The sequence below is a fragment of the Flavihumibacter profundi genome, assembly GCF_020076305.1.
GTDB lineage: Bacteria > Bacteroidota > Bacteroidia > Chitinophagales > Chitinophagaceae > Flavihumibacter > Flavihumibacter profundi.
Genome location: NZ_JAIQXE010000001.1, coordinates 1423249 through 1448916 on the forward strand (window position 1 = coordinate 1423249; position 25668 = coordinate 1448916).

The window sequence follows — 25668 nt, forward strand, 5'->3', positions numbered from 1 at the left end:
AATTATTGAATAAACACTTCATCAGCAAAAAACCAACCCTTTTCTCCTTTGCCATTATGCCATTTTGGAAGTGGATTAACTGACCGCACAACTAATCGCATTTGTGTAACAGTTGCTGGTTTGAATACACTTGGATAGGAAATCTGGTACCCGGCTGTATCTTTTACCGGTTGTTTTGGCTTAATTGTACTTAGTAAACGAAGCGGACTCCCCTGCACACCTCCCCATACCTGTATTTCAGCAGGAGGCATGAGATAACTCCCAATATCAACCAGGCCACTAATGTTTACCGAACTAACTTGCTTAGGTTCATTAAATTGGATAACCAGGTCCATAGGTTTATCCTTAAAACCCAGCCATAATCCATTCCGGAAATTATTATCCCCTTTTATTGCATCAAATAAAGTCCGTGCGCCTTTGCCTTTATAAGCAGGGTCAGGATCATATTTCAAATAAACTGAATCTGGTGCCAACCCAACTTTGAAAAATGACCGGGAGATTGTTTCACTGCTGAGCCAGCCATTTTTAAATGCTTTTGTCCTTAAGGTAACCGCTGAATTGATTTCTGTCTTTCCATCGTATTTGGGTGAATTAATACTATCGGGTTCCTGCCCATCGAGGGTATATCGAATGTCCACGCCATTTACAAAATGCTTTAGGCGAAGTGCAGTAGCCCCGGTAAGTATCATTTCTTCATTTTCAATTATTGGCGGATTTAATCGAATCCTTACTGTATCACCGGAATAACCATATTCAATATCAGTTTCAGGCATAATTTTCCGGAGGCCTGCGATTTCCGTTTCTGGCACTGTAGTACTCCAGCAATATAACTTTTTAAGCTTTTTAAGCGCCTGCAATTTTTTCAATCCGGCTGCAGTAATATGAGTACCTGAAAGTGACAAATGATTTAATGATTTCAAAGTCAGTAATGAATTCAAACCCGTATCAGTTATATCGGTGAAAGAAAGGTTCAGTTCACGCAACTCAGGAAATTGCCCGATTATTTCCAGGTCTTTATCTGTAACTGGAATTTTATTAAGATGCATAGACACCACCTGTTGCTTTACTGCAAGAAGTTCGTTCAGGTCACTGCTTTTATACTGGGATGCCCCGAAAAAGCTAACCTGCAAGGCTGGTGACTCAGCAGCAATTTGAGCTACCAGCCTGTAATGGTTATTCAAAGACTGAATTGTTTTTTCCGGGGCAGCAGGGAAGGTATATTCTTCTTCGGTACCCGTAGTAAAATATTGCGCTGCCAAAATCCTGATACTGTCAGAAGGATCCAAAGCCAGGTAACGATTGGCTGTATCTGCCCCCTTCTTTATCCAGAGTGCCAGAAGGGTAGCCTCTTCAGGGGTCAATTGCATTTTGCCTTTGGGCGGCATGTGTTTTTTATCATCCAGAGGAAGGTGAAGGCGCTGGAGCAACAAACCAAATTCATTAGCAGCAGAATCCCATAATATGCCATTCTTTCCCCCTTTGTACAAACCGGCTGCCGTTTCCATGACAAGTTCCCCTTTTGCCTTTTTTGAATTATGGCAACCTAAACATTTGGATTCTAGTATAGGGTGAATAATATCAGCATATACTTTTGCCTCCTCAATATTAACCTTGAGTTTTACTTTGTCTTTCGTAACCGGGGCAAGAAGGAAATTGTCACCATGTGTAATACTGGCTCCTTCATGCCCAGTTATTACAAGTGTTAAAAGGGTAACAATACCGGAACTCACTAAAAAACCATTATTTGCCCTGATTGCACCCCGGAAACTATACCAGGCCATACAGCCAATTGAAAGGATTATTCCTCCCCATTTATGCCAGCTTATACTATCCTGCTCATATCCGGGTTCACGCGACAATATCATACCCATAACCGCGGTAATCATTGTAAAACCTGCCGTTGAAATCATCAGCGCATCACCAATTTTTTCACCAGAAGGTTGCTGTAATTGCCGCATGAAAAATCCCTCCCAAAGCACTGACAAAATGATCAATACGAGGGGAAAATGAAGAATCAGCGGATGCATCCTGCCTGCAACCTGCAGCCAATGCGGAATCACTACAAATTCTTCTGCCACTAAAAGAAAAACAAGCAGGCAGTTACCGGCAAATATGCCGTTGATAAAAAATGTTTTCCAGGATCGCATTACACAACGGGAGATAATTTGTACGGATAAACCTTTCCTGAATTCCACTGAGCTATGTAAAGATTTTCTTCATCATCAACACAAACATCATGTGGGTATACAAAACTTTTTGTGGCCTGGCCCATAGTCTGCAAAACACCATTTTCATATACAGGTTCATTGCCACCAGGGTTTGAAATAACTTTGTTATCCTTATCAAGGATCGTCACAAAACCTGATCCCTGTCCCTGGCGGTCATTGGTTTGCAAAACAGCAGCAAATAGGTTTTCACCTTTAATAACAGGTCTGCAAACCCAGGCACCGGGCATGGCCACTGTGCCCAGGAAATTACCATTAAAGTCAAATTTCTTAAAAGCATTTTCCTGGCGGGAAGTAACAATCAGGTGTGGATTAGCGGGATTACGCGCATCTACTGCGATGCCATGCGCATTCAACAAATTTGAAGCCGCCGTACCCCTTCCCCCAAAATATCCTTTATAGTTTCCCTTGGCATCATACCAAATGATAAAATCCTTTCCATAACCATCTGCTACATAAATATCTCCGTTGGGTGCAATGGCTGTTTCAGTGGGAACATACTCCTCAGCCTTTGTATATTGCCCTGTTTCTTTCGGATAATCCAGCACCATCAGTTCACGGCCATCCAAAGTTGTTTTAATAACCTGGTGCCGGCTGTTATCACAGATAAATAATACTTCAGTACCATTTTCATTAAATAGGGTGAGGCCGTGTGCTCCGGGGTAAGTTGTTCCCCACCAGCTCAGTAACTTGCCTTTTTTATTATATATCAGCACGTTGTTTTTGGTCTCGTTGGTCAGCAAAATAATCCTACCCTTGCTATCCTGCACCATCTCATGGCAATCATTGACAGGATTTTTGGATACATCGGCCCTACTCCATTGTGTATCGACTTTATATCTTTTTTTCTGGTGACCAATAATTTCCCCATTATCAAAAGCCATCGGTCCGACCATCAGGCCAGCCATGGCAAGGGAACTATTCCGCACAAATTTTCTTCTATCCATTTTTTTCGGTTATGCTTTGATGATATCTTTTACTACTGTTCCTGCCACATCGGTCAGCCTGTACCTGCGGCCCAGGTGTTTAAATGTCAGCTCTTCATGATTCAAGCCCATCAGGTGAAGAACAGTTGCATGAAAATCATGCACATGAACCGGGTCTTTAATGATATTATACCCGAAATCGTCTGTTTCTCCATAAACGCCAGGCTTAACCCCACCACCAGCCATCCAGATTGTGAAGCAACGTGGATGGTGATCACGGCCATAATTTTCTTTGGTCAGCGTTCCCTGGCAATAATTGGTCCTGCCAAACTCACCACCCCATATAACCAGTGTTTCATCAAGCATCCCCCTTTGTTTCAGGTCGGTAATTAAGGCGGCTGATGCCTGGTCAGTATCTATGCATTGACCCTTAATCTGGTTAGGGAGGTCACCATGACTATCCCAGCCCTGGTGATATAGTTGCACAAAACGAACTCCGTTCTCCGAAAGTTTGCGTGCCAGCAGGCAATTCGCTGCAAAAGTACCGGGCGTTAGGCAATCCGCACCATATAATTTAATGATTGATTCGGGTTCTTTGCTGAGATCTGTCACTTCCGGCACTGCTGTTTGCATCCGATACGCCATTTCATATTGCTGAATCTTGGTATGAATTTCCGGATCGCCGAAATCTTTATAATTCTCTTCGTTTAAGCCTTCCAGCTGGTCAAGCATTTTCCTGCGATCAGCTTTGTCAATAGACTCAGGATTATTCAGGTACAAAACCGGGTTTTCCCCGCTGCTGAACTGCACGCCCTGGTGGATGGAATCAAGAAATCCGTTAGTCCACAATTTTGAATAAACACCCTGGCCGTTTCCCTTTCCTTTTGATAGCAAAACACAAAAAGCAGGCAGGTTCTGATTCTCACTACCAAGTCCATAACTCAGCCAGGATCCCATACTTGGCCTGTTGCCAACCTGGGCACCGGTCTGGAAAAAAGTAAGTGCCGGATCATGGTTGATCGCCTCCGTATACATGCTTTTAATGATACAGAGATCATCAACAACCCCTGAAGTGTGCGGTAATAATTCACTGATCCAGGCCCTGGATTGCCCATATTGGGAAAAGTTGAATAATGAACCTGCCAGCGGAAATTTTTTCTGGTCGGCAGTCATCCCGGTTAAGCGTTGCCCCATGCGAATGGATGCAGGCAGGTCCTGCCCAAATTTCTCGCGCAACATTGGCTTATAGTCAAACAATTCCAATTGGGATGGAGCACCATTTTGGAAAAGGTAAATAATGCGCTTGGCCTTCGGTGCAAAATGCGGCAGATGTTGGAGCAAGGCTTCTTCCCGGTTACCACTACTGAAAAGGTCCGGAATAAGCAGTGAACCCAGGGCTGCACTACCTATACCAATACCTAGTTTCGTAAGGAAACGCCGCCGGTTCATGTGCAGGTGATGTTGCAAAAATTGTTTTTCCATGCTCATGTTTTTACGATGGTTTCTTCCATGTTATATACCAGGTTGATGAGTTTCATCAGCGCGGCCAATTCATTTTTATCCAGTTTATTATTTTGCGGGTATTCACCTGCCTGTAGGGTCTTCTGCGCATCAAGCTGTTTTGACTGGAACGATTTCAACTGGTCATCAAAATATTGTTGCAAAAGCCCTTTTTCCTTTTCAGTTGGCATCCGGCAAAGAATCCTCCGGAATGCGGTTTGAATATTCGCATGACCATCTGGATTAGCTTCAAGTAATTTTTGCGCGAACACCCTAGATGCCTCAAGCACATAAGGATCATTCATCATAGCCAGGGCTTGCAGGGGCGTATTGGTCTGCAGCCTTTTCACTTCGCACTGGTCGCGGTTACTGGCATCAAAAAGCATCATGGAAGGAGGCGGTACGGTTAGCTTGATGAAGGTGTACATCCCCCTCCTGTATAAAGCATCGCCTTTGTCTTGCTGGTAAGTCGCCAAAACACCCCGGCCAGATGTAGCACTTTCCCACAAACCCTTTGGCTGGTATGGCTTGACACTTGGACCACCAATAATAGGTACCAGTAATCCGCTGGATGACAAAACCAGGTCACGTACCAGTTCTGCTTTGAGCCTAACCCTAGGTGCATGTGACAGGTAAATGTTTTCAGGATCATTTTGCTGGGCTTCCGGACTTATCTTTGCAGACTGCCGGTAAGTTGCGGAAGTAACGATTTTCTTCATCAGCTTTTTAATATCCCATCCATTCTCCATGAAATCCACTGCCAGCCAGTCGAGCAATTTTGGGTGCGATGGGAGGTCGCCCTGCATGCCAAAATCACCGGATGTTTTTACCAGTCCTTTACCAAATATTTCCTGCCACATCTGGTTCACGAAAACCCGGGCAGTTAATGGATTCTTTTCATCTACAGTCCATTTTGCCAATCCGAGCCTGTTCCTGGGGTATTTCAAGGTATCATATGGCAACACTGATTCAATGGCAGTAGCCTGAACTAATGTTGTAGGCTGGTCATAAACACCACGGTTCAAAATATATGTTGGCCGCACTGTATCACGATCACCCAAAACCGAGACTGTCATTGCCCCTGTATCCTTGCTGTTGATAAAGGGCATCAGGTTCTTAATATCGCTTGGGGTAATCGTTAAAATTGGTGTTTTAGCAGGTTTGGATATGGAAACATCGCCTTCATAACCGGCTTCCTTTGAATTATTAAAAAAGGCGAACAACTCATAATAGGACTTCTGCGAAATGGGATCATATTTATGGTCATGGCACTGGGCGCATTCTGCAGTTAAACCAAGTATCCCCTTGCTATATGTTCTTGTTTTATCAAGATTGTACTGAATACGGTATTCTTCAGGAATTACACCACCCTCTTCAGTGTATTTATGATTGCGGAAAAATGCGGTAGCCAGTACCTGTTCTTTCGTTGCACCGGGAAGGAGGTCACCGGCAATTTGCCAGCCGATAAAATCATTATACGGCATATTATTATTAAATGCGTGAATTACCCAATCACGCCATGCCCATTGTGTCCTTATATTATCATCCTGGTAACCGTAACTATCTGCATAACGGCCTACATCTAGCCAGTGAATGGCCATTTTCTCGCCATACTGGGGCAGGTTCATCAACTCCTCTACCATTTTTTCATAGGCGTTTTCTGATTTATCCGCAAGGAACCTGTTCATCCTTTCTTCAGTTGGCGGTAACCCGGTAAGGTCTAATGACAACCTTTTCAACAGCCTTTCCTTATCAGCTTCCGGATTGGGGGATAGACCTTTTTCAGCCAGCTTTTCCCCAATAAAATAATCTATTTCATTCCTGGCCCGGCTTTTTTCAGGAATTTCAGGCAATGGTGACTTTACAGGAGCAACAAATGACCAATGTGGTTCATATACAGCCCCTTCCTCAATCCACTTTTTAATAAGCGCAACTTCATAGGACGTTAAAGCACCAAGGTGGGAATCAGGCGTTGGCATCCTGTAAGAAGTATCATCTGAAGTAATGCGTTTGAACAATTCCGATTCTTCAGGCTTTCCTTTAACAATCGCAAATGCACCTTTCGTTTCCTGTAAAGCAGCGAAGGCAAACTTCGGGTCATCCAGCCTTAAGCCAGCTTCCCGCTTATTCTGATCGGGTCCATGGCATTTAAAACATTTATCTGAGAAAATTGGCCTGATGTGAAAATTATAGCTAACTGTAGAAGGTAGCTTTTCAGTACCACTATTGTGGTGATTTACACAGGCCACAAAAAAAATGACCAGGCACATCAGGAACGAGACTAAAATCAGGTGTTTTTTGGTCATAGCAAAGCAAACTGAAAATCAATACTAAATATACTCTATTCCCGGCTTTTTTAGAAGGGAATAATCGTGAACCTTAAGCGGCTTGAAATTAATAGATCAGTTACAGCCATGCTGGTTAATTATTATTAATTAGTTATTTATTATTATCCAAACCTCCCGATCATATTTAAAAAAACCGGAATTTTAATCCGTAAAACGAAACTGCTGAAGTATTGGCTCAGTACCCTCATTACAGACTACGGGGCTATAAATGAGAAAGCGGTTGTTTGGGCAAAACAGTGTTTTTCTATTGATCTACTTGATTTTAGGACCTACAGAATGCTAATGATATTAACACCAGAACAAATAAAGCAGGCAGTGGGCCAAAAAGCGGCAACACTGGTTGAAGATGGTATGACCATTGGAGCTGGAACAGGAACTACTGCCTATTGGTTTATCCACTCGCTGGGTAAAAGGGTTAGTGATGGATTAAAATGCCGGGCTGTGCCTACTTCTGTTCAAACAAAACTTATTTTACTGGAAAATAATATCCCCGTAATAACTCTCAATGAAGTGGCCGGACTGGACCTTGTCGTTGATGGCGCAGATGAAATAGACCACCAGCTCCAATTGATTAAGGGCGGCGGGGGGGCACTTTTACAGGAAAAAATTGTCGCATTCGCCGGGAAAAAGCGAATTACCATAGCCGATTCTACTAAACTGGTGCAAAAACTGGGACAATTTGCGTTGCCCGTAGAAGTGCTGCCATTTGGATACAAAATGGTGCAGCGATATATCGAAAAAAAATATGCAATCACTACCAGGCTTCGGGAAAAAGACCAAAAACCCTTCCTGACAGACCATGGTAATTATATCCTTGATTGCGCCTTTAAAGTCATCCCGAATTTATTTGAGGCGAATGCATTCCTGAATAATATCCCCGGATTGGTAGACCATGGATTATTCCTGGATATGGCCGATGAAGCCCTGATTGGTTATCCTTCAGGGGAAATCAGAAAGATCTTCCGGCCCTTTTAGCTGTTAAATTATCTGAACCCGTTTTTCTTTACAAAACTATAACAATCGGGGTGCCAAATGAGCTAAAATTGGCGTAACTTATGAAAGTTAAAGTTCAATATTTTATACATCCAAACAAAAGGAGGTCACATGAAAATAATCCATGACTCACCATTTGTCGACAAAAGAAAACATACCATCGAATTTCACCTGGAAATTTCTTCTGCAAAAAAAGTATCTCTTGCTGGAACCTTTAATCACTGGGCGCAGGACGTTCTTCAATTACATCCGACAAAGAAAGGTGTCTGGACAATAAGAATTCCCATGTTGCCTAACGGCGTATACAAATACAAATTTTTTATTGACGAAAAGATGTGGATGGAAGATATTGAGAACCCACTCCGCGAACCAGATGGATGTAGTGGTTGGAATAGTATTCTTGCCATAAACTAAAGGTTATTGCATAAAACTAAGGCCTGTGTTCGCGATACTTTTTTTATGGTAATACCTGGCCAGTTATCGGAACGGAGCAGTGATGCAGTGTGTGCTGTACCATATTATCCCCGAATATTTTTGGTAGCCGAAAATAGGCTGTTGGAACAGCCGCCAAACAAATGGCACCAGCAAACAGAATGAATTGTTTCATCAAAAATTGCCTGAATTTAAGGCAAAGCGTTTAATACATATGGGCTCTGTTTATTACCTGGCCTGGGAAAATTTTGCATTTGCACAAATAAAAAAGCCCTCCAAACTTTCGTTCGGAGGGCTCTGTGCCCAGGACTGGATTCGAACCAGCACACCTCGCGGCGCCGCCACCTGAAGACGGTGCGTCTACCAATTTCGCCACCTGGGCAATTCCAGTTAATTGCTTAACGGGGTGCAAATATACAATAACTACAATTCCTGCCAAGCACCAATGTTCTTTTTTTTACCCGGCGGGTGAAGATTTCCATCCGATCAGCAATACGCCTGCAACTACCAGCATCGTTCCGATAATTTGTCCGGCATGCATTTTTTCGCCCAGGAAAATATTGGCCTGTATTATTGTTGAAACCGGTCCGATACCCGAAACGATGGCCGCATTATTTGATCCAATTCTTTTCATGCCAGCACTAATCAGGAAGGAGGGCAATACTGTTGAAATGATCGCAAGCAGAATTCCATATTGCCACATTCCGCCCGACAAATGAATATCCTGCAAAGTATGCCTGAATGCAAAGTGAATAAAAATACCCATTGTTGCAGATAACATGGCATAAGCTGTAAACCTTGTTGCGCCAACTTTTGGAACCATCCGTCCAGTTCCCGCCATGTAAATGGCATAAGTAATGGAACAACAGAATATCAGGAAACTTCCCAAAAGAAAATCTGGTTTGGCGGCATCCAGATTTATCTCACTATAATAAGCTACTGCCAATCCAATGTAGGTTAACAATAAAGCCCATCTCTGGCGCTTTCCCAGTGCCTGCTTAAATAAAAAATAATTGATCAGGGCGGTAAAACTGGGATACAGAAAAAGGATTAACCGTTCAAGCCCGGCTGAAATGAATTGTAACCCCATAAAATCAAACCAACTGCTTACATAATAACCCATCAGTCCCAAAGTAGCTACAGTAAGCCATTCCCTGAAATTCAGTGAAACTTTTTCAGCGCCGGAAGACCACCATGCTGCAAGCAAAAAAAATGGCAATGAGCAAAACATCCGCAAAGCCAGTAAACTCACTACATCAATATGCACGTCCCTAAAGGCCAGTTTCACCAAAATGGCTTTGGTAGAAAACAATATTGCGCCGAGAAATGTAATGAAAACGCCAACCCATTTGCTTGAATCTGGCATTATACGCTTACGTTAAAATCACGTAACGCATCATTCAAACTGGTTTTCAAGTCGGTACTTGGTTTACGTTGCCCTATAATTAAAGCACAGCTCACGTTGAATTCACCAGCAGGAAATTTCTTTGCATATGTGCCAGGAATTACTACACTTCTTGCCGGTACATGCCCTTTGTATTCAATAGGCACAGCGCCACTTACATCAATAATCTTTGTACTTTGGGTCAGCACCACATTTGCCCCCAAAACTGCTTCCTTTTCCACTTTAACCCCTTCTACTACAATACAACGGGACCCTATAAAGCAACCGTCTTCAATTATAACCGGAGCTGCCTGTAAAGGTTCAAGCACGCCACCTATACCTACACCACCACTTAAGTGAACACCTTTACCTATCTGGGCACAACTTCCTACTGTAGCCCAGGTATCTACCATAGTACCTTCATCAACATAGGCACCAATATTTACATAACTGGGCATAAGCACCACATTCCTGGCGATGAAGGCACCATAACGGGCAACCGCATGTGGAACCGCCCGCACCCCCAGTGCCGCATAATTCTTTTTCAAATCCATTTTATCATAAAACTCAAATGGCGGAAGGTCCCAGGTTTTCATTTGCTGAATACCAAAATACATCAGGATCGCCTGCTTTACCCATTCATTCACCACCCAGCCTTGTTCAGTTGGCGAGGCTACACGAAGTTTACCTTTATCCACTTCTTCAATTACTGCCCTAACGGCATCACTATAGGTTGTTTCTTTTAGGAGATCCCGGTTAGCCCAGGCTGCATTAATCTGGTCTTGTAAGGTCATTGCTTGCAAATTTTTGCAAACATAGGGGAAAAAGAAAATTATAGAATCTTTATCCCAACGCTTATCTGAAATCCTTTATTCCGCCAGGCTGCATTTACATCACTTGAATTCACATCTTTGAGGCTGGTGAAATAACGGCCGGTTATTCGGAAAGAAGAGAAATTGATCTGGGCCCCACCCAGCAAGCACAAATCCCCTGAGCTGAAAGCAGCCTTGCCATTTTCCAGGAGGTTTTGACTGTCATCAAGTAATGCGCCAAACTGCGGCCCTGCCTGCAAAGACAGCCAGTCCAGTAAGCGGTAATTCAAGGTAATGGGAATAGTTAAGTAATTCAGTTTTATGGATTGGTTCTTTGCGCCATTTACAGCACCCGTTATGATATCCTCAAAATCATTTCCCGTTTGTGTTTGTAGCTGCGACCACAACAGCTCTGGCTCTATAAACCACTTTTTCCCGAAACCAACTTCCGCAAAGCCGCCCAGGTGATAACCGAAATTAAACTCATTAGACATTGCCTCTCCATCTACCTTGGTAATATTAGCACCACCTTTAATCCCAAAGTGTAAGCCCTGGGCATGAAGAACAGGACCAGCCATCAGTGCAGCAAGCACAAAAAATAGTTTGAATTTCATAATGGGTATTTTATTGAAAATTAGACCATCTTATTCAGTAAGGTTTAATCCCTGCTGTTAAAATCAAACTAATTCAATCAAAGTAATTTCAGGCATAATGCCTACCCTGCCTGGGTAACCTAAAAACCCAAATCCCCTGTTAACATATAATCTTTGTTTGCCGGCTTCATATAAACCTGCCCATTGCTTGTACATATACTGAACAGGGCTCCATTTGAATCCGGGTATTTCCACCCCAAACTGCATGCCGTGTGTGTGACCACTCAACACCAGGTCAACATCCTGGTACTTTTGCAAAACCTCGCCTTCCCAATGGCTCGGATCATGACTCAACAAAATTTTAAACGGGAATTTTTCTGTTCCGGCATAAGCTTCAGACATCTTACCATACTTCGGGAAATTACCCTTGGCACTCCAGTTTTCTATGCCCAATAAAGCAATTTCATGTCCCTCTTTCTGCAGCACAACATGTTCATTCATCAGTAAGCGCCAACCCATATCTGCATGCACCTTCTTTAACTGATCCAGGTTGGCTTTTTTCATTTCATCTGAATCCCATTGTACATAATCACCATAATCGTGATTACCCAAAGTGGAATATATTCCCATCGGCGCTTCCAGCTTTGCAAACATGTGTTTAAATTCATCCATTTCCGTAGCACGGTCATTCACCAGGTCTCCGGTAAAAAGAATAATATCGGCACCCTGGTGCATGATTTTGTGTATGCCTTTTTGAACAGCGAGTGAATCTGTAAATGATCCGGAATGAATATCGCTGATATGTAAAATTTTAAACCCTTTAAATGCAGACGGCAAATTGGGATAGGCAAGTTTCAATTTCCGTACTGTATAGTTATACTTGTTGGTAAAACCATAAAGCAGGGTGCCAAAAAGGCTACCACCCACTGCAAGACCCATCCAGCTAAGAAATGCTGAACGGGTGATTCCATCTGATGATTGTGAAACTTTTACGGACGGATTACTGTATAATTTTCCCACCGTCCACATCATACCCCTTCGTACATCGTCCAGAATCAAAAAGGTAACCGCAAGTAACTTGGCAAAAAACAAACCAACAACGATAGCGAACACATAAGTGCGCAATCCTTTTGGCCAGCTTTCTGGTTTAAGGTAGGGCATGGTCATTAAAAACAACACTGCCAGGCCTGAAATAAACCAATATGCAGCAAAAATGATAAAGCGGGATCTTTGTCCATTGGTTTGAGCTACAACTTTTAAAGCCTGGTATACATAAATGTCCAGCACCAGCAAAATGACCAGGATAATCCATATAAATCCGGAATTGCGCATAATTAATAATTTTTAAAAAGCTATAAACTCGTTCAATTGCTGGTCGATGGCTTTAAGCGTAGGTTCATCCTTTATACTGCCATCCAGGTTCAAGAGTACATTCACAACCGAAATTGGCAATTTGTTGGGATGTACAACAATTTTCATATAATTAAGAATACCGGTAAGGTGCTCCATTCCGCGAAGGTTGCCCGCCCTGCCAGTAGACACGCCGGTAAGGAGTGCTTTTTTCCCCCACCAGGCCTTTTCAATATCACTATTATCAAATAATGACTTCAAAACGCCCGGAATGCTCCCATTATACTCAGGGGAAATAAAAATAAATTTTTCGCTGGGAACCAGTGTTTCGTCTTCCAGCGCCCGGATACCGGCACTGCGAGTGCTTACTTCGAGGTTTTCGAGTGAAACCAGCCTGGTTAAAATCCCCTTTCCTTCAAGCAGGGTTTTGTATTGTGCCGCAATTTTCAAGGTATTACTGCCAGTTCTATTGGTTCCTGAAATGATCGTATACATGGCTTTTTTTTGATTGCCGTAAAAATTTGTCTAGGTTAAACAACAGATGTGCCGGTTTGTTCCACGTTTTTTACTGTGAAACGTTATTTTTGCCTTCCTTAACTTAAAAAAGTTGAGTTCGCCCATGCAATTTACTTATTACGGACATTCCTGTTTTTCGGTGGCGGTTAATGGCAAACATATTCTGTTTGATCCATTTATCAGTCACAATGAATTAGCTTCCGCTATAGATATCAATAAGATTCCGGCTGATTATATCCTGGTTTCTCATGGACACTGGGACCACATTGCCGACTGCATCGTCATTGCGCAACGGACAGGCGCGAAAGTTGCCGCGAATTTTGAAATACATGAATGGCTTAACAAAAATGGGGTTACCAATACCCATCCCATGAATACCGGCGGGTCATGGGATTTTGGCGATTTTCGCATAAAATGTGTTACAGCACAACATTCCAGCTCACTTCCGGATGGAAGTTACGGGGGAAATCCACTCGGCTTTATCATTTTTACAGATAAAGGAAATTTTTACTATAGCGGAGATACAGCCCTGACCCTGGATATGCAGTTGATTCCCCGCTGGGCAAAACTTAATTTTGCGGTATTGCCAATTGGAGACAACTTTACCATGGATGCTGCAGATGCTCTTGCCTGCGCCGAAATGGTGCAGTGCCGCCAGGTTATTGGCGTTCATTACGATACATTCGGATATATAAAAATTGATCATAAGTCCGCGGTTCAGACTTTTGCTGATGCGGGTAAAAAGTTGACCCTGTTGCCAATTGGCCAGACTGTTAGCATATAACCACAACCCTGAAAACCAATTAGAACGAGGATCTTATTATGGCAAGAATTATAGGCGTAGCAAATCAAAAAGGTGGAGTAGGCAAAACCACCACTGCCATCAACCTGGCAGCCAGTTTTGCCGTGCTTGAATACCGCACGTTACTTGTGGATGCAGATCCGCAGGCAAACAGTACTACAGGTGTAGGATTCGACCTGCACAATATTACCCAAAGCCTTTATGATTGCATGGTGAACGGCACACCCATTCGTGATGTAATCCTGAAAACAGATATCCCACACCTTGATTTGGTGCCATCCCATATTGACCTGGTGGGTGCAGAAATCGAAATGATCAATTACCCTAACCGCGAAAATGTCCTAAAGGGTATATTGCAACCTGTGTTAAATGATTATGATTTTATTGTGATCGACTGCTCCCCTTCCCTGGGCCTGATTACAGTAAATGCGCTAACGGCGGCTAATTCTGTGATTGTTCCGGTTCAAACTGAATTTTTTGCCCTTGAAGGTCTCGGCAAATTACTAAACACTATAAAGATTGTCCAAAACCGCCTGAACCAGGAACTCCAGATTGAAGGCATCCTGATGACTATGTATGATGGCCGGCTTCGGTTATGCAACCAGGTAGTAAGCGAAGTTCGCCGGCATTTTGATGAACTCGTTTTTGACACTATAGTTCACCGGAATACCCGTATAAGTGAAGCGCCATCAGTAGGCAAGCCGGTAATTCTTTACGATGCATATAGCAAAGGATCGATAAACTACCTTAACCTGGCAAAAGAAGTGCTCCAGAAAAACAATATGACAAAAATCAGCCAGGAAGACAGGATTATCGAATTGGAAGAAGAATCCGGAGAAGATTAACCCCATTCACCATTCACTATTCACTATTCACTATTCAAAAAATGACTCCCCCCAATAAAAAAGACGCATTAGGCAAAGGAATCCGTTCTCTGTTACAAAATATAGACGCTGACCTTAAAAATACTTCGGGCCAGTTAAAGCCGCAGGTAGTAGAAGCTGCAACCAGTATGATAAGGATTTCCATTGAACAGATAGAAACCAACCCAAAGCAGCCCAGGCACGATTTTGATGAACAGGCGCTGAATGAATTGGCCGCGTCAATAAAAATTCATGATATCATCCAGCCTATTACGGTTTCGAAATTGCCATCTGGAAAATACAGGTTGATTTCAGGAGAAAGAAGATACAGGGCTTCAAAGATAGCCGGACTGAAAGACCTTCCTGCTTATATCCGGCAGGCAAATGACCAGCAATTACTTGAACTGGCACTCCTGGAAAACCTTCAGCGCGAAGACCTGAATGCCATTGAAGTAAGTCTCAGCTATAAGCGCATGATGGATGAATTAAACTATACACAGGAGCAGGTTGCAGAGCGCATGGGTAAGGAAAGAAGTACTGTAGCCAATTATATACGGCTATTGAAACTTCCACCAGATATCCAGATTGCCGTTCGCAACGGAAGCATAAGTATGGGACATGCAAGGGCTTTAATCAATGTAGACCTGGTTGACAAACAACTTTACATTTTCAATGAAATAAAAACTAAAGGTTTATCTGTACGCCAAACAGAAGAACTAGTGCGCAAAATCTACAAAGAAAATGTGCCAGCTGTTAAAAATGCTGCAAAACCTGCACTTGCGCCTGCTTACAAAAAAATAGAAGATAATTTAGCGTCTCATTTCAGCACCCGGGTGAAACTGAACCACAATAAAAAAGGGCATGGCAGTATCACCCTGGAATATTATTCCATCCAGGAACTGAACAAGATCCTTGAAGCAATGGGTGTTACGGTGAATTAAATACATGAAAAAAATCGGATTGGTTATAGCTTTTATAAGTTGCCTGCTTGCAGGTTTTACGAGCTATGCCCAGTCGGATACCACCGGGAAAAATCAGCGAACGAAAGTAACATCCACAACCCCTCAGCCAAAGGCCGCTGCTGACAGCGCAAAGAAATTTGATCCCCGCAGGGCTACTATCCGCTCTGCCCTGATCCCGGGCTGGGGACAGGCTTACAATAAAAAATACTGGAAAATACCAGTTGTTTATGCCGCTCTTGGAATTACCGGTTATATTTTCCTGGACAATGTCAAAACCTATAATGAAGTAGATTATGCCTATAAGGTTTCTGTTGGTAAGGACACGGCTAACTATGATAATGTAGCTGATTACCTGAAACCTTTTGTACCCGATGAAGTAACCTCCCTGGATAATTACAGAAAGGAGTTCAGGCGGAATATCGACTATTCAGTATTGGTTTTTCTTTTATTCTGGGGCCTTAATGTTATAGATGCCACTGTTGACGCACACCTTCATGATTTTGATGTAAGCCCGAACCTTAGCATGAAAATAAAGCCAATGCTGCCAACCACTAGCGGGCCTGGATATGGCAACGGCGCCGGCTTGTCACTGGTATTTGATATTCACAAAGCAAAAGGCAGGCTGATTACGGGAATCAGATAGTTTGGTCCAGCACGAAATCAGGTATTATCACTTCTATCCTTCAGCTTTTTCCCTTTTCTTTGCAAAATGAAAATTGCACTAATTGGTTATGGCAAAATGGGCCGGGCAATTGAAAAAATTGCATTGGAAAGAGGCCATAGCATAGTCCTGAAAATAGATATTGATACCGCGCATCTCTTTACCCGGGAAGAACTCAGCAAAGCCGATGTGGCTATTGAGTTTACCAGTCCGCACAGCGCTTTCAATAATGTCATGAAATTGCTGGAATTCAACACACCGGTAGTTTGCGGGTCAACAGGCTGGCTCGACAAATATGAAGCCATAGAAGAATTCTGCCTCCAAAGGCATGGTGCATTTTTATACGCAAGTAATTTTTCTGTTGGCGTAAATATCTTCTTTGAGTTAAACAAAAAGCTGGCGGCTTTAATGGCAAATCATTCCGACTATGCCATAAGTCTTGAAGAAATTCACCATACACAAAAGAAAGATGCACCAAGTGGCACAGCGGTTACACTGGCAGAACAGATTATGCATGCAAATCACATGAAAAAAAAATGGGTTAATCATGCCAGTGATCACCCCGAAGAGCTTCCAATCATCAGCAAAAGGATTGATCCGGCTCCGGGTACTCATAGTGTTCGATACAGTTCAACAATAGATGATATTGAAATCATCCATACAGCCCACAATAGAACCGGATTTGCAACCGGGGCAGTGATGGCAGCTGAATTCCTGGCCGGCAAAAAAGGTATCTACAGTATGAAAGATGTTTTAGCTTTGTAAATTACACTTGTATGATCTCCAAGAAAACACAATACGGATTAAAGGCCCTGTCTTACCTTGCACAGCTGGAAAATGAAGGGCCTGTATTGATTTCTGATATTTCAAAAAAGAAGAACATCCCCCTCAAATTCCTGGAAAGCATACTGCTCGACCTTCGTAAAGCTGGTTTCCTGGAAAGTAAAAAGGGAAAAGGAGGTGGCTATTTTTTCGCCAAACACCCTTCAAAAATTAAAGTGGCTGCTATTATCCGATTACTGGATGGCCCAATTGCGCTGGTTCCTTGTGCAAGCCTGAATTTCTATAAGAAATGCGACGACTGCGATGAAAAAACATGCGGACTAAACCATTTGATGAAGGAAGTACGTGACGCCAGCCTTAAAATCCTGGAAAACAAAACTGTTGCAGACCTGGCCTATAATTACTGAAGCAGCAGCGATTTGACAGTTTCTTCAAATTCCTGTTTATACTTCGTATATTCTATTCCGGTAGCCGGCCCAAAAAAACCGCCATGTACTTTTTTCACTTTCCCGTCTTTTCCCACAAAAATGGTACTGGGAAATGATTTGATGGGCGTTAATTGTGGCAGTGTCTTCTCTGTCTTAAGGGAATCAGAACTGGTAACGCCAGTTATCAGTATAGGGTAATCTACTGAAAATTTCTGTTCAAATTTCCGCAGGCTGTTTACAGAACGTTCGGTATTTGTACTGTATTCGTAGGCCAGGGCAATCATTTCAACACCACGCTGTTTGTTATTTTTATAATATTCACTAAGAAATCTGGTTTCATCCATACAATTCGGACACCAGCTGCCCATTAGTTGAATAACTACTACTTTATTCCGGAACCGTTCATCTCCAATGCCAACCATTTGTCCATTGAGATCGGGAAAACGGAAATCTAGACTTTCTTCACCAGGCTTCAGTGACATTGCAACCGAAGCCATAGATAATTCTGCTTTTTCATTTTTAACTGCACTGAATTGTTCCCTATTCCTTGCGCCGGCGTAAAACATGCCTCCTGAAATAGTATTGGCATCAGTAATTTTTGCAGTAAACAAGTAGGCATGGCTACCGTCAAAAGTTGAAAGGTAAAGGCTATCCCCATTTACCACACCATCAAGGTAACGGTAATCGCCATCCGGACGCATTATGCTGCCGGATAGCCGGTTGCCTTTTTGCTGAAACTCTGCTAATGCTGGTTTTGAAACCCCTGAAGTATCAACAAATGTTACTGCCCATCTGCCGTTAAGCTGCTGCGTCGGAGGATTGGGCGCCGGAAAACGGGGACTGTTGCCAGGTACAGCCATAAAGGGCCATACCACATTTTTACCACTGGTCTTTTTTATCCACTTACCACTAAGTGAGCCATCACTTTGCAATTGGCAGGCAAATGACGATTCAAAAAAAGGCATTTCAATAAAAACTGAATCCTTTTGGATACTGACCTGCCTGACTTCCAAACGTTCTTCTGCGTTGATAATATAGATGACAGGCTGCTTTTTTTCGTACCTCAGGTCAAAGTTGAACACAACCTGGTGCCCGTCCTGACGAATTAAAGCGCCCCGCCAAAGTCCGGCTTTAAGCGTTTGACCAAAAACACATGTGGAATTCAGCAATGCAATGAATACAAACCAAAAAACAGCTTTCATAGTTAATGAATTAGTAGGCAATATATCCCGTTTTTATATTAGTTGCAGCAACAACCATTCTACTGATTTTGAAGGTTTTCCAACATATCAGCGGTCATTTTGGGCAGGTCAAATTCATGCTGCCAGCCCCAATCACTCCTGGCAACACTATCATCAATGCTTTGCGGCCAGCTATCAGCTATTGCTTGACGATAGTCGGGCTTATAACTCATGCTGAATTCCGGTATATGCTTTCTGATTGCATCCCCTATTTCTTTTGGCGAAAAGCTCATTCCCGATAAATTATAAGAAGTACGTACTGAAATTTTTTCCGCGGGTGCTTCCATCAGTTCAATAGTTGCACGGATTGCATCTGGCATATACATCATGGGCAAGTAAGTATCCTCTTTAAGGAAGCTGGTATATTTTTTTGATTCCAGGGCTTCATGAAAAATTTCCACGGCATAATCGGTGGTTCCACCGCCTGGGGCCGATTTATAGCTGATCAATCCCGGATACCGCAGGCTGCGAACATCTACCCTAAAGCGTTGATAATAATAATTGCACCAGAATTCCCCGGCATATTTGGAAATGCCATATACAGTAGTGGGCTCAATGATGGTATACTGCGGGCAGTTAAATTTTGGTGAAGTTGGTCCGAATACTGCTATGGAAGACGGCCAGTACACTTTGTGCAGTTGTTCTTCCCGGGCAATATCCAGCACATTCAGCAGGCTTTGCATATTCAGGTGCCAGGCCAGGTTAGGATTTTTTTCGCCGGTGGCAGATAAAATGGCCGCCAGAAGATATACCTGGGTAATGTTTTGGCGGATAACCTGAACATGAAGCATTTCCTTATTCAATGCATCAATAGAGACATAAGGGCCGGTTCCTTTCAGCAATTCATTTTCTTCGCGCAGGTCTGAGGCCACTACGCTGTTGTTGCCGTAAATTTTCCTTAACGCGAGGGTCAACTCTACGCCAATTTGTCCGCAGGCACCAATTACCAGGATTTTTTCTTTTGTCATTTACTATTACTTGAAGTTGCAAACCTAAAAAAGAATGCTGGTTATTGGTACTGGTTTGGGAATCGTTTTAATATGTTGCTTTCCCCCGCTCCGGTAACCACTTGCCATTTCTTCCTACCTTCGCAGGATGGAACCATTCTTAAAAGACCTGTTTAAGGGCCAGACATATGACGAAAAGAATTTTTTCCTTATTGCAGGCCCCTGTGTTATCGAAAGTGAAGCATTGCTGATGGAAGTTGCGGAAAAAGTTAGCGGAATCTGCAAAAACATGGGTATCCCCTATATTTTTAAGTCGTCCTACCGTAAGGCAAACAGGACAAGTGCCAGTTCATTTACAGGCTTGGGAGATAACCTTGGACTGAGTCTTTTGAAAAAAACAGGAGATACTTTTCATTTACCTACTACCACAGATATCCATGCGCATGATGAGGCTGCACCGGCTGCAGCTTATGCCGATATTCTACAGATCCCGGCATTTTTATGCAGGCAAACCGATTTGCTGGTTGCAGCAGCGGAAACCGGGAAAGTAATCAATGTTAAAAAAGGACAGTTTTTGAGTGGCCCGGCCATGAAATTTGCTGTAGAAAAAATACGCCAGGCAGGTAATAACAAAATTATATTAACTGAACGGGGTACTACTTTTGGGTACCAGGACCTGGTCGTTGATTTTCGTAATATTCCCTGGATGAAAGAACACGGAGTACCAGTGGTAATGGATGTAACCCATAGCCTGCAACAACCCAACCAAACCAGTGGTATAACAGGGGGAAACCCTCAACTCATTGGTACCATCGCAAAAGCTGCACTTGCCGCAGGAGCAGATGGACTTTTTATAGAAACACATCCTAATCCGGCTGTGGCAAAAAGCGATGGGGCAAATATGCTGCACCTTGATCTCCTGGAAAACCTGTTAATTGACCTGGTTAAGCTCCGAAAGGCTCTTTTATAGGTGATTCACTCATTAAAAATGTTAAATAGCCCAATTCCCGGGTCGCATATACCATTCCGGCCTATTATTTTCGTTAGTTCATAGAATAATCAGGGAGACAAAGGTTCGAATAATTATTTTTATCCCTAAATAACCCGGGTCCTGAAAAAAACACACGTCATAATTACTGACATTTTGGACATCCTGCTCTTGCTGGTGGTTTTTTGTTACCTGCTATTACAAACTTCATTTGTACAGAATTTCCTGGTTCAGCAGGCCGCATCAAGGTTGTCGAAAGCACTAAATACCGAGGTAAAAATTTCACATGTCGATTTGAAGTTTTTCAATACCCTGGAACTTAAAGGAACCCTGGTCCGCGACCATAATAAAGACACCTTGCTGTATGCGGGAGCCTTACAGGTAAATATTACCGACTGGTTCTTCCTGAAAGATAAAATTGAACTGAAACATATCGGACTGGAAAATACCCTCGTTTACCTGCACCGGCGTGATTCGATGTGGAATTACCAGTTCCTTATCGACTTTTTCTCCTCCCCCACAACTACGAAAAAAGATAACCCCATTTCGCTGACCCTTAAAACAGTGGATATTAAGAATATCAGGGTCATGCAGCATGATGAATGGCGAGGTGAAAACCTGGGACTTTCATTAGCCCTGCTTCACCTGGAGACGGATGAATTTAACCTGGCAAATAAAAGCATCCGGCTAAAAGACCTAACCATTAAGGAACCTGTTTTCTCTATTTATAATTATCCTGGATTCAGGCCTCCCTTAAGCCCAAACCCTAACGATACAATCCCTGCAAATAACCCTGATCACCTCCGCTGGAATTCAGGGAAATGGTTCCTGGCGATCAATAACCTGTCAATCGAAAACGGCGCGTTCAGGAATGACGTTCAAACTGACAGGAAGCCTTACTATTATTTTGATGGCGCACATTTTCAGTTTACACGCATCAATGGCAAATTCACCGGTGTAAAACTGGTAAACGATACAATCAGTGGTGCTGCACAGCTCACAACCCGCGAAAGAAGCGGATTCGAAGTAAAACAACTCAAGGCCAATATCCGCTTTCACCCAGAAGCGATGGAATTCAGGCAACTGAATATCCGCACCAATAAAAGCCATCTGCAGAATTATTTCGCAATGCGTTACGACACTTTCGATAATATGAGCGAGTTCATTGAAAAAGTACGGATGGAAGGTAATTTTACAGATGCTGTAATTCATAGTGATGATATCGCATTCTTTGCACCAGAATTAAAAGACTGGAATAAGCGCTTAGTGGTTACCGGTAAAGTGAAGGGTACGGTTGAAGACATGAGCGGCCAAAACCTGGTGGTGCATGCTGGTAATAATACAAAACTTAGTGGGGAATTTACCATGAAGGGATTGCCTGACCTTGACAAAACCTTTCTTGATTTTACCGCCAATGATTTCCACACCACATATGCCGATTTACAGAAAATAGTTCCGGAAATAAACCAGATTAAGGACCTTCGGATTGACCGGTTGGAATACATGAACTTCAAGGGGAACTTTACAGGTTACTTCAGGAATTTTGTTACTTATGGTACCATTGAAACAGCACTGGGTGTAATCAGGACTGATGTGAATATGAAAATACCCGCTAAGGGAGCTCCGGCTTACAAGGGCACCATACGAACCGAAGGATTTAAATTGGGCAGTTTTACAAATACACCCCAAATTGGAAGTTTGGCCTTTGCTGGTGATATCCTTGGAAAAGGCTTTACGTTGGGTAGTCTTGACGCATCCTTAAACGGGAACCTTGCCTTTATTGAATACAATGGATACAAGTATTCAGATATTTCAGTGGATGGTAAACTGGCCAACCGCTTGTTCAACGGAAACCTTGCCATAAACGATGAACACCTTGAAGCTACATTAAAAGGCCTTGTAGACCTGTCGGGTAAAGTTCCCAGGTTCGATTTTAATGCGCTGATCAATAATGCTAATTTGCGCAATTTAAACTTCACCAAAGACGAGGTCGACTTTAACGGCACGTTTAATGTGAATTTTGTAGGCAGCACCATCGATAACTTTATTGGAGAAGCCCGGGTTTCAGATGCTTCTGTATTTAAAAACGGGCAAAGGATTTCCTTTGATTCCTTATATGTTGAATCATCCCTTCAAAGCAATGGCAATAAAACCATAACCGTAAAAAGCAATGAATTTGAAGGCATATTAGCAGGTGAATTTAATATCAGTTCATTACCCGACGCCTTCCAGACCTTTCTCAACCGCTATTACCCAAGTTATATTGCCGCATCAAAAAAGAAAGTCAGCAATAATTTCAGCTTTTTTGTCACCACCAGGAAAGTTGATGATTATCTTGATTTACTGGATAAAAATCTAAAGGGATTCAACTACTCTACCATAAACGGGCAGGTAAACACCCGTGAAAATATTTTTGGATTTGATGCTGATATACCGCAATTCGGTTATAAAAAACTTGGCTTCTACAATGCAAAGCTAAAAGCCAGGGGTACCTACGATTCATTGGATGTATCCACAAGTATTGGGGATATTTTTGTAAATGACAGCCTTCATTTTCCAGGAACGCAGCTCTCAGTAAAATCAAGTAATGATATATCGCTTGTTAATATACAAACAAGTGCAAACCAGACCCTAAAGAAGGCCAATATATCTGGCGAAGTACAAACACTTAAAAATGGTGTCAGGGTCATGTTCCACCCCTCAAGTTTCGACATCAATGAAAATCAATGGAGCATAGACAAAGGTGGGGAACTTATCCTTAGTCGTGAACTGGTAACTTCAGATGGCATTCGCCTATATAGCGGTGACCAGGAAATATTAATCACTTCCACGCCTTCTTCAATAGGCAAAGGGAACGACCTGAAAATTGATTTACAAAAAATAAATATCGGCGACTTCTCCCCATTCTTTGTAAAAAGTAACAGGCTGGAAGGATTATTATCCGGCTCTGTAGAAATAATTGAACCTTTTGGAAACCTGCAGGTTGAAGCCATAGCCAGGGCAGAACAATTCAGGCTAGACAATGATTCCATCGGCAGCATTGACCTTGCGACAACTTATGGCGTCAAATCCGGAAAAGTTGCATTCAAAACCATCTCAGTTAATGAAGGCTATAATTTTGATATCGCGGGAATTGTGAATACAAAAGACAGCCTGTCGGATGAAATAGATATCAATACAAATTTCAACCAAACCAGGATCAATCTTTTACAACAATACCTTACCGGCATTTTCAGTAAACTGGAAGGTAAGGCCACAGGTAATCTTAGAATAAAGGGCAAAGCTAATAACCTAAAATACATTGGAGATGTAAGTTTGAATGATGGCGGACTATTGGTAGATTATACGAAAGTATATTACAAAATACCTGCGGCCCAGGTGAAGTTTACAGACGGGCTAATTGACTTTGGAAAATTTCAAATTGAAGATACCATCGGGAATAAAGGCGAATTAACCGAAGGGAAATTGTACCACAACAATTTCAAGGATATGGCTTTTGACTTTAAAGTACGTACCAATAAATTGCTCTTGTTAAATACTACAAAAGTCGATAATAAGTTATTTTATGGTAATGTGATTGGCAAAGCTAATATGAGTTTTAGCGGGCCAACGTATGAAATGAATATGGACATCAGCGGTGAACCAACCGACAGCAGTAAAATTTACATCGCCACTGAATCCGGTCGGGAAAGTGCTGAAGCCGATTTCATTGTGTGGAAACAGTATGGAAAAGAAATGGAAGCCTACAGGCCTTATGGCCAAAGCAGCAATTTGGTGGTGTCGATGGATATTACTGCCAATAATAAGGCAACAGTATACATGATCATTGATGAAACTACCGGCGATATTATACAGGCCAGGGGCAATGGCAACCTTAAAATGCGGGTAGGTACCAATGAAGACCTTAGCATGAATGGCCGGTACGAAATTGAAAGCGGATATTACAATTTTAATTTCCAGGCATGGAAGAAAACCTTCAAACTGTTGCCTGACCGGGGCAATTCAATTTCCTGGAATGGAGATCCTTATGAGGCACAGTTGAAAATCGATGCGCTGTATGAAGCAGATAATGTCCGGTTCAGTGACCTGCTCAGCAGTGGTGGTTTTAGTGTAACCAGCGAGGACGTAAAACGCTACAGGGGAAAGGTTAATGTAATTGCAAGTATTACCGACAGGTTAACAGCCCCGAAAATTAAATTCCAGATTGAACTTCCCGATAATAGTGCATTGAAAAACAATTCAGAAGCACAGGCTCTCATTTCTGTCATCCAAAGGGATGAGAACGAATTAAATAAACAGGTTTCTTATCTAATCCTGTTTAATACTTTCGGTCCGCTCACCGCAGCCGGAAGCACCACCAGTAACTCCGGTGCATTTGCCAATGCTGCGTTTGAAAGCCTGGTGGTAAATAGTATATCCGGATTTTTATCCAGTGTATTAACTAATGAATTTTCCAAGTTATTGCAGAATGTATTTAATGATAAAAGCCTGAAAATAAACTTCAGTGCTTCATTATATAGCGGCACAAATATTACCGGGCAAAGTAATTCACAGATCACTTTACCCGATCGCACAAATGTAAACCTTAGTGTTGCAAAAAGCTACATGAATGAACGGCTAACCTTTGTAGTTGGCAGTGCTATTGATTTTGGAATCAGCGCACAGCAGGCTACTACTTTCCAGTTCCTTCCTGATGTTAATGCTGAATACAAACTGACTCCGGATGGTAAATTCAGGATAAATTTCTTTTACCGTAACAACTGGAGTTATATCGCCCAATCTGCCCTGCAACGCTCCGGTGTCAGTTTTTCTTATCGCCGTGAATTTGACAGGTTTGCCGATTTATTCCGGAAGAAGAAAAAAAAGAAACCGGCTATCATTGATATTCCGGGAAATGCAAGTATCGAGCAGTAA

General features: G+C 42.5%; 21 protein-coding genes and 1 tRNA gene. 10 read left to right on the top strand and 12 right to left on the bottom strand.

The features are described 5' to 3' along the window. Nucleotides 1–2: 2 nt before the first annotated feature. The 4 genes from LAQ65_RS06160 to LAQ65_RS06175 are packed head-to-tail and all read right to left on the bottom strand — an operon-like array spanning nucleotide 3 to nucleotide 6957. On the bottom strand, nucleotides 3–2147 hold the full coding sequence (locus tag LAQ65_RS06160) for a chitobiase/beta-hexosaminidase C-terminal domain-containing protein (RefSeq protein ID WP_224116069.1): 2145 nt from the start codon (nucleotides 2145–2147) through the stop codon (nucleotides 3–5). Beyond that, nucleotides 2147–3172: an NHL repeat-containing protein gene (locus tag LAQ65_RS06165; RefSeq protein ID WP_224116070.1), complete on the bottom strand. Its 1026-nt coding sequence runs from the start codon at nucleotides 3170–3172 to the stop codon at nucleotides 2147–2149. The genes LAQ65_RS06160 and LAQ65_RS06165 overlap by 1 nt, the downstream gene beginning before the upstream one ends. 9 nt (nucleotides 3173–3181) lie before the next feature. Further along, nucleotides 3182–4633: a DUF1501 domain-containing protein gene (locus LAQ65_RS06170; protein WP_224116071.1), complete on the bottom strand. Its 1452-nt coding sequence runs from the start codon at nucleotides 4631–4633 to the stop codon at nucleotides 3182–3184. A gap of 2 nt (nucleotides 4634–4635) precedes the next feature. Then, nucleotides 4636–6957, bottom strand: coding sequence for a PSD1 and planctomycete cytochrome C domain-containing protein (locus LAQ65_RS06175; protein ID WP_224116072.1), 2322 nt, complete (start codon nucleotides 6955–6957; stop codon nucleotides 4636–4638). A gap of 324 nt (nucleotides 6958–7281) precedes the next feature. Between LAQ65_RS06175 and rpiA the strand changes: the two genes are divergently transcribed. Together rpiA and LAQ65_RS06185 are read left to right on the top strand one after the other, a co-directional pair. Next, entirely contained in the window at nucleotides 7282–7974 is a 693-nt protein-coding gene (gene rpiA, locus LAQ65_RS06180) for a ribose-5-phosphate isomerase RpiA (RefSeq protein ID WP_224116073.1), read from the top strand. Between the two features lie 129 nt (nucleotides 7975–8103). Next, the gene (locus tag LAQ65_RS06185; RefSeq protein WP_224116074.1) at nucleotides 8104–8406 is read left to right on the top strand and encodes a hypothetical protein; all 303 of its coding nucleotides are present in this window, start codon (nucleotides 8104–8106) and stop codon (nucleotides 8404–8406) included. 318 nt (nucleotides 8407–8724) lie between these two features. Here LAQ65_RS06185 and LAQ65_RS06190 read toward each other — a convergent pair. The 6 genes from LAQ65_RS06190 to LAQ65_RS06215 form a co-directional block, all read right to left on the bottom strand. Continuing rightward, nucleotides 8725–8806 (bottom strand) — tRNA-Leu (locus LAQ65_RS06190). Nucleotides 8807–8881: 75 nt separating this feature from the next. Continuing rightward, nucleotides 8882–9790: a DMT family transporter gene (locus LAQ65_RS06195; RefSeq protein ID WP_224116075.1), complete on the bottom strand. Its 909-nt coding sequence runs from the start codon at nucleotides 9788–9790 to the stop codon at nucleotides 8882–8884. Further along, nucleotides 9790–10602, bottom strand: coding sequence for a 2,3,4,5-tetrahydropyridine-2,6-dicarboxylate N-succinyltransferase (locus tag LAQ65_RS06200; protein ID WP_224116076.1), 813 nt, complete (start codon nucleotides 10600–10602; stop codon nucleotides 9790–9792). The genes LAQ65_RS06195 and LAQ65_RS06200 overlap by 1 nt, the downstream gene beginning before the upstream one ends. 38 nt (nucleotides 10603–10640) lie before the next feature. After that, nucleotides 10641–11234 carry a porin family protein gene (locus LAQ65_RS06205; protein WP_224116077.1) on the bottom strand — a complete coding sequence of 198 codons (594 nt, stop codon included), beginning with the start codon at nucleotides 11232–11234 and terminating at the stop codon, nucleotides 10641–10643. A gap of 63 nt (nucleotides 11235–11297) precedes the next feature. Next, nucleotides 11298–12545, bottom strand: coding sequence for a metallophosphoesterase (locus LAQ65_RS06210; protein WP_224116078.1), 1248 nt, complete (start codon nucleotides 12543–12545; stop codon nucleotides 11298–11300). Nucleotides 12546–12557: 12 nt separating this feature from the next. After that, nucleotides 12558–13058 (bottom strand): NADPH-dependent FMN reductase, encoded by a 501-nt coding sequence (locus LAQ65_RS06215; RefSeq protein ID WP_224116079.1) that lies wholly within the window; start codon nucleotides 13056–13058, stop codon nucleotides 12558–12560. A gap of 124 nt (nucleotides 13059–13182) precedes the next feature. On the opposite strand from LAQ65_RS06215, the gene LAQ65_RS06220 reads away from it, so the two are divergent. The 6 genes from LAQ65_RS06220 to LAQ65_RS06245 all read left to right on the top strand — a co-directional run bounded on the left by LAQ65_RS06220 (nucleotide 13183) and on the right by LAQ65_RS06245 (nucleotide 17557). After that, nucleotides 13183–13863 (top strand): metal-dependent hydrolase, encoded by a 681-nt coding sequence (locus tag LAQ65_RS06220; RefSeq protein ID WP_224116080.1) that lies wholly within the window; start codon nucleotides 13183–13185, stop codon nucleotides 13861–13863. Between the two features lie 38 nt (nucleotides 13864–13901). Continuing rightward, on the top strand, nucleotides 13902–14726 hold the full coding sequence (locus tag LAQ65_RS06225; protein WP_224116081.1) for a ParA family protein: 825 nt from the start codon (nucleotides 13902–13904) through the stop codon (nucleotides 14724–14726). A 41-nt stretch (nucleotides 14727–14767) separates the two neighbouring features. After that, nucleotides 14768–15685 carry a ParB/RepB/Spo0J family partition protein gene (locus LAQ65_RS06230; protein WP_224116082.1) on the top strand — a complete coding sequence of 306 codons (918 nt, stop codon included), beginning with the start codon at nucleotides 14768–14770 and terminating at the stop codon, nucleotides 15683–15685. A 4-nt stretch (nucleotides 15686–15689) separates the two neighbouring features. Then, entirely contained in the window at nucleotides 15690–16349 is a 660-nt protein-coding gene (locus LAQ65_RS06235; protein ID WP_224116083.1) for a DUF5683 domain-containing protein, read from the top strand. 66 nt (nucleotides 16350–16415) lie between these two features. Then, the gene (dapB, locus tag LAQ65_RS06240) at nucleotides 16416–17132 is read left to right on the top strand and encodes a 4-hydroxy-tetrahydrodipicolinate reductase (protein WP_224116084.1); all 717 of its coding nucleotides are present in this window, start codon (nucleotides 16416–16418) and stop codon (nucleotides 17130–17132) included. 11 nt (nucleotides 17133–17143) lie between these two features. Next, nucleotides 17144–17557, top strand: a complete 414-nt coding sequence (locus tag LAQ65_RS06245) for an RrF2 family transcriptional regulator (RefSeq protein ID WP_224116085.1) — start codon at nucleotides 17144–17146, stop codon at nucleotides 17555–17557. Here the strand turns inward: LAQ65_RS06245 and LAQ65_RS06250 are convergent. Together LAQ65_RS06250 and LAQ65_RS06255 are read right to left on the bottom strand one after the other, a co-directional pair. Then, nucleotides 17551–18780, bottom strand: a complete 1230-nt coding sequence (locus tag LAQ65_RS06250) for a peroxiredoxin family protein (protein ID WP_224116086.1) — start codon at nucleotides 18778–18780, stop codon at nucleotides 17551–17553. The two genes, LAQ65_RS06245 and LAQ65_RS06250, sit on opposite strands and share 7 nt — an antisense overlap. 59 nt (nucleotides 18781–18839) lie before the next feature. Further along, nucleotides 18840–19787: an NAD-dependent epimerase/dehydratase family protein gene (locus LAQ65_RS06255; RefSeq protein WP_224116087.1), complete on the bottom strand. Its 948-nt coding sequence runs from the start codon at nucleotides 19785–19787 to the stop codon at nucleotides 18840–18842. Between the two features lie 127 nt (nucleotides 19788–19914). Between LAQ65_RS06255 and kdsA the strand changes: the two genes are divergently transcribed. Both kdsA and LAQ65_RS06265 read left to right on the top strand, forming a co-directional pair. Then, nucleotides 19915–20736, top strand: coding sequence for a 3-deoxy-8-phosphooctulonate synthase (kdsA, locus tag LAQ65_RS06260; protein WP_224116088.1), 822 nt, complete (start codon nucleotides 19915–19917; stop codon nucleotides 20734–20736). A gap of 174 nt (nucleotides 20737–20910) precedes the next feature. Beyond that, nucleotides 20911–25668 (top strand): translocation/assembly module TamB domain-containing protein, encoded by a 4758-nt coding sequence (locus LAQ65_RS06265; protein ID WP_224116089.1) that lies wholly within the window; start codon nucleotides 20911–20913, stop codon nucleotides 25666–25668.

Coding starts and splice junctions, on each gene's coding strand:
- LAQ65_RS06160 (WP_224116069.1), bottom strand. CDS start 2,147: ATGCGATCCTGGAAAACATTTTTTATCAACGGCATATTTGCCGGTAAC.
- LAQ65_RS06165 (WP_224116070.1), bottom strand. CDS start 3,172: ATGGATAGAAGAAAATTTGTGCGGAATAGTTCCCTTGCCATGGCTGGC.
- LAQ65_RS06170 (WP_224116071.1), bottom strand. CDS start 4,633: ATGGAAAAACAATTTTTGCAACATCACCTGCACATGAACCGGCGGCGT.
- LAQ65_RS06175 (WP_224116072.1), bottom strand. CDS start 6,957: ATGACCAAAAAACACCTGATTTTAGTCTCGTTCCTGATGTGCCTGGTC.
- rpiA (WP_224116073.1), top strand. CDS start 7,282: ATGATATTAACACCAGAACAAATAAAGCAGGCAGTGGGCCAAAAAGCG.
- LAQ65_RS06185 (WP_224116074.1), top strand. CDS start 8,104: ATGAAAATAATCCATGACTCACCATTTGTCGACAAAAGAAAACATACC.
- LAQ65_RS06195 (WP_224116075.1), bottom strand. CDS start 9,790: ATGCCAGATTCAAGCAAATGGGTTGGCGTTTTCATTACATTTCTCGGC.
- LAQ65_RS06200 (WP_224116076.1), bottom strand. CDS start 10,602: ATGACCTTACAAGACCAGATTAATGCAGCCTGGGCTAACCGGGATCTC.
- LAQ65_RS06205 (WP_224116077.1), bottom strand. CDS start 11,234: ATGAAATTCAAACTATTTTTTGTGCTTGCTGCACTGATGGCTGGTCCT.
- LAQ65_RS06210 (WP_224116078.1), bottom strand. CDS start 12,545: ATGCGCAATTCCGGATTTATATGGATTATCCTGGTCATTTTGCTGGTG.
- LAQ65_RS06215 (WP_224116079.1), bottom strand. CDS start 13,058: ATGTATACGATCATTTCAGGAACCAATAGAACTGGCAGTAATACCTTG.
- LAQ65_RS06220 (WP_224116080.1), top strand. CDS start 13,183: ATGCAATTTACTTATTACGGACATTCCTGTTTTTCGGTGGCGGTTAAT.
- LAQ65_RS06225 (WP_224116081.1), top strand. CDS start 13,902: ATGGCAAGAATTATAGGCGTAGCAAATCAAAAAGGTGGAGTAGGCAAA.
- LAQ65_RS06230 (WP_224116082.1), top strand. CDS start 14,768: ATGACTCCCCCCAATAAAAAAGACGCATTAGGCAAAGGAATCCGTTCT.
- LAQ65_RS06235 (WP_224116083.1), top strand. CDS start 15,690: ATGAAAAAAATCGGATTGGTTATAGCTTTTATAAGTTGCCTGCTTGCA.
- dapB (WP_224116084.1), top strand. CDS start 16,416: ATGAAAATTGCACTAATTGGTTATGGCAAAATGGGCCGGGCAATTGAA.
- LAQ65_RS06245 (WP_224116085.1), top strand. CDS start 17,144: ATGATCTCCAAGAAAACACAATACGGATTAAAGGCCCTGTCTTACCTT.
- LAQ65_RS06250 (WP_224116086.1), bottom strand. CDS start 18,780: ATGAAAGCTGTTTTTTGGTTTGTATTCATTGCATTGCTGAATTCCACA.
- LAQ65_RS06255 (WP_224116087.1), bottom strand. CDS start 19,787: ATGACAAAAGAAAAAATCCTGGTAATTGGTGCCTGCGGACAAATTGGC.
- kdsA (WP_224116088.1), top strand. CDS start 19,915: ATGGAACCATTCTTAAAAGACCTGTTTAAGGGCCAGACATATGACGAA.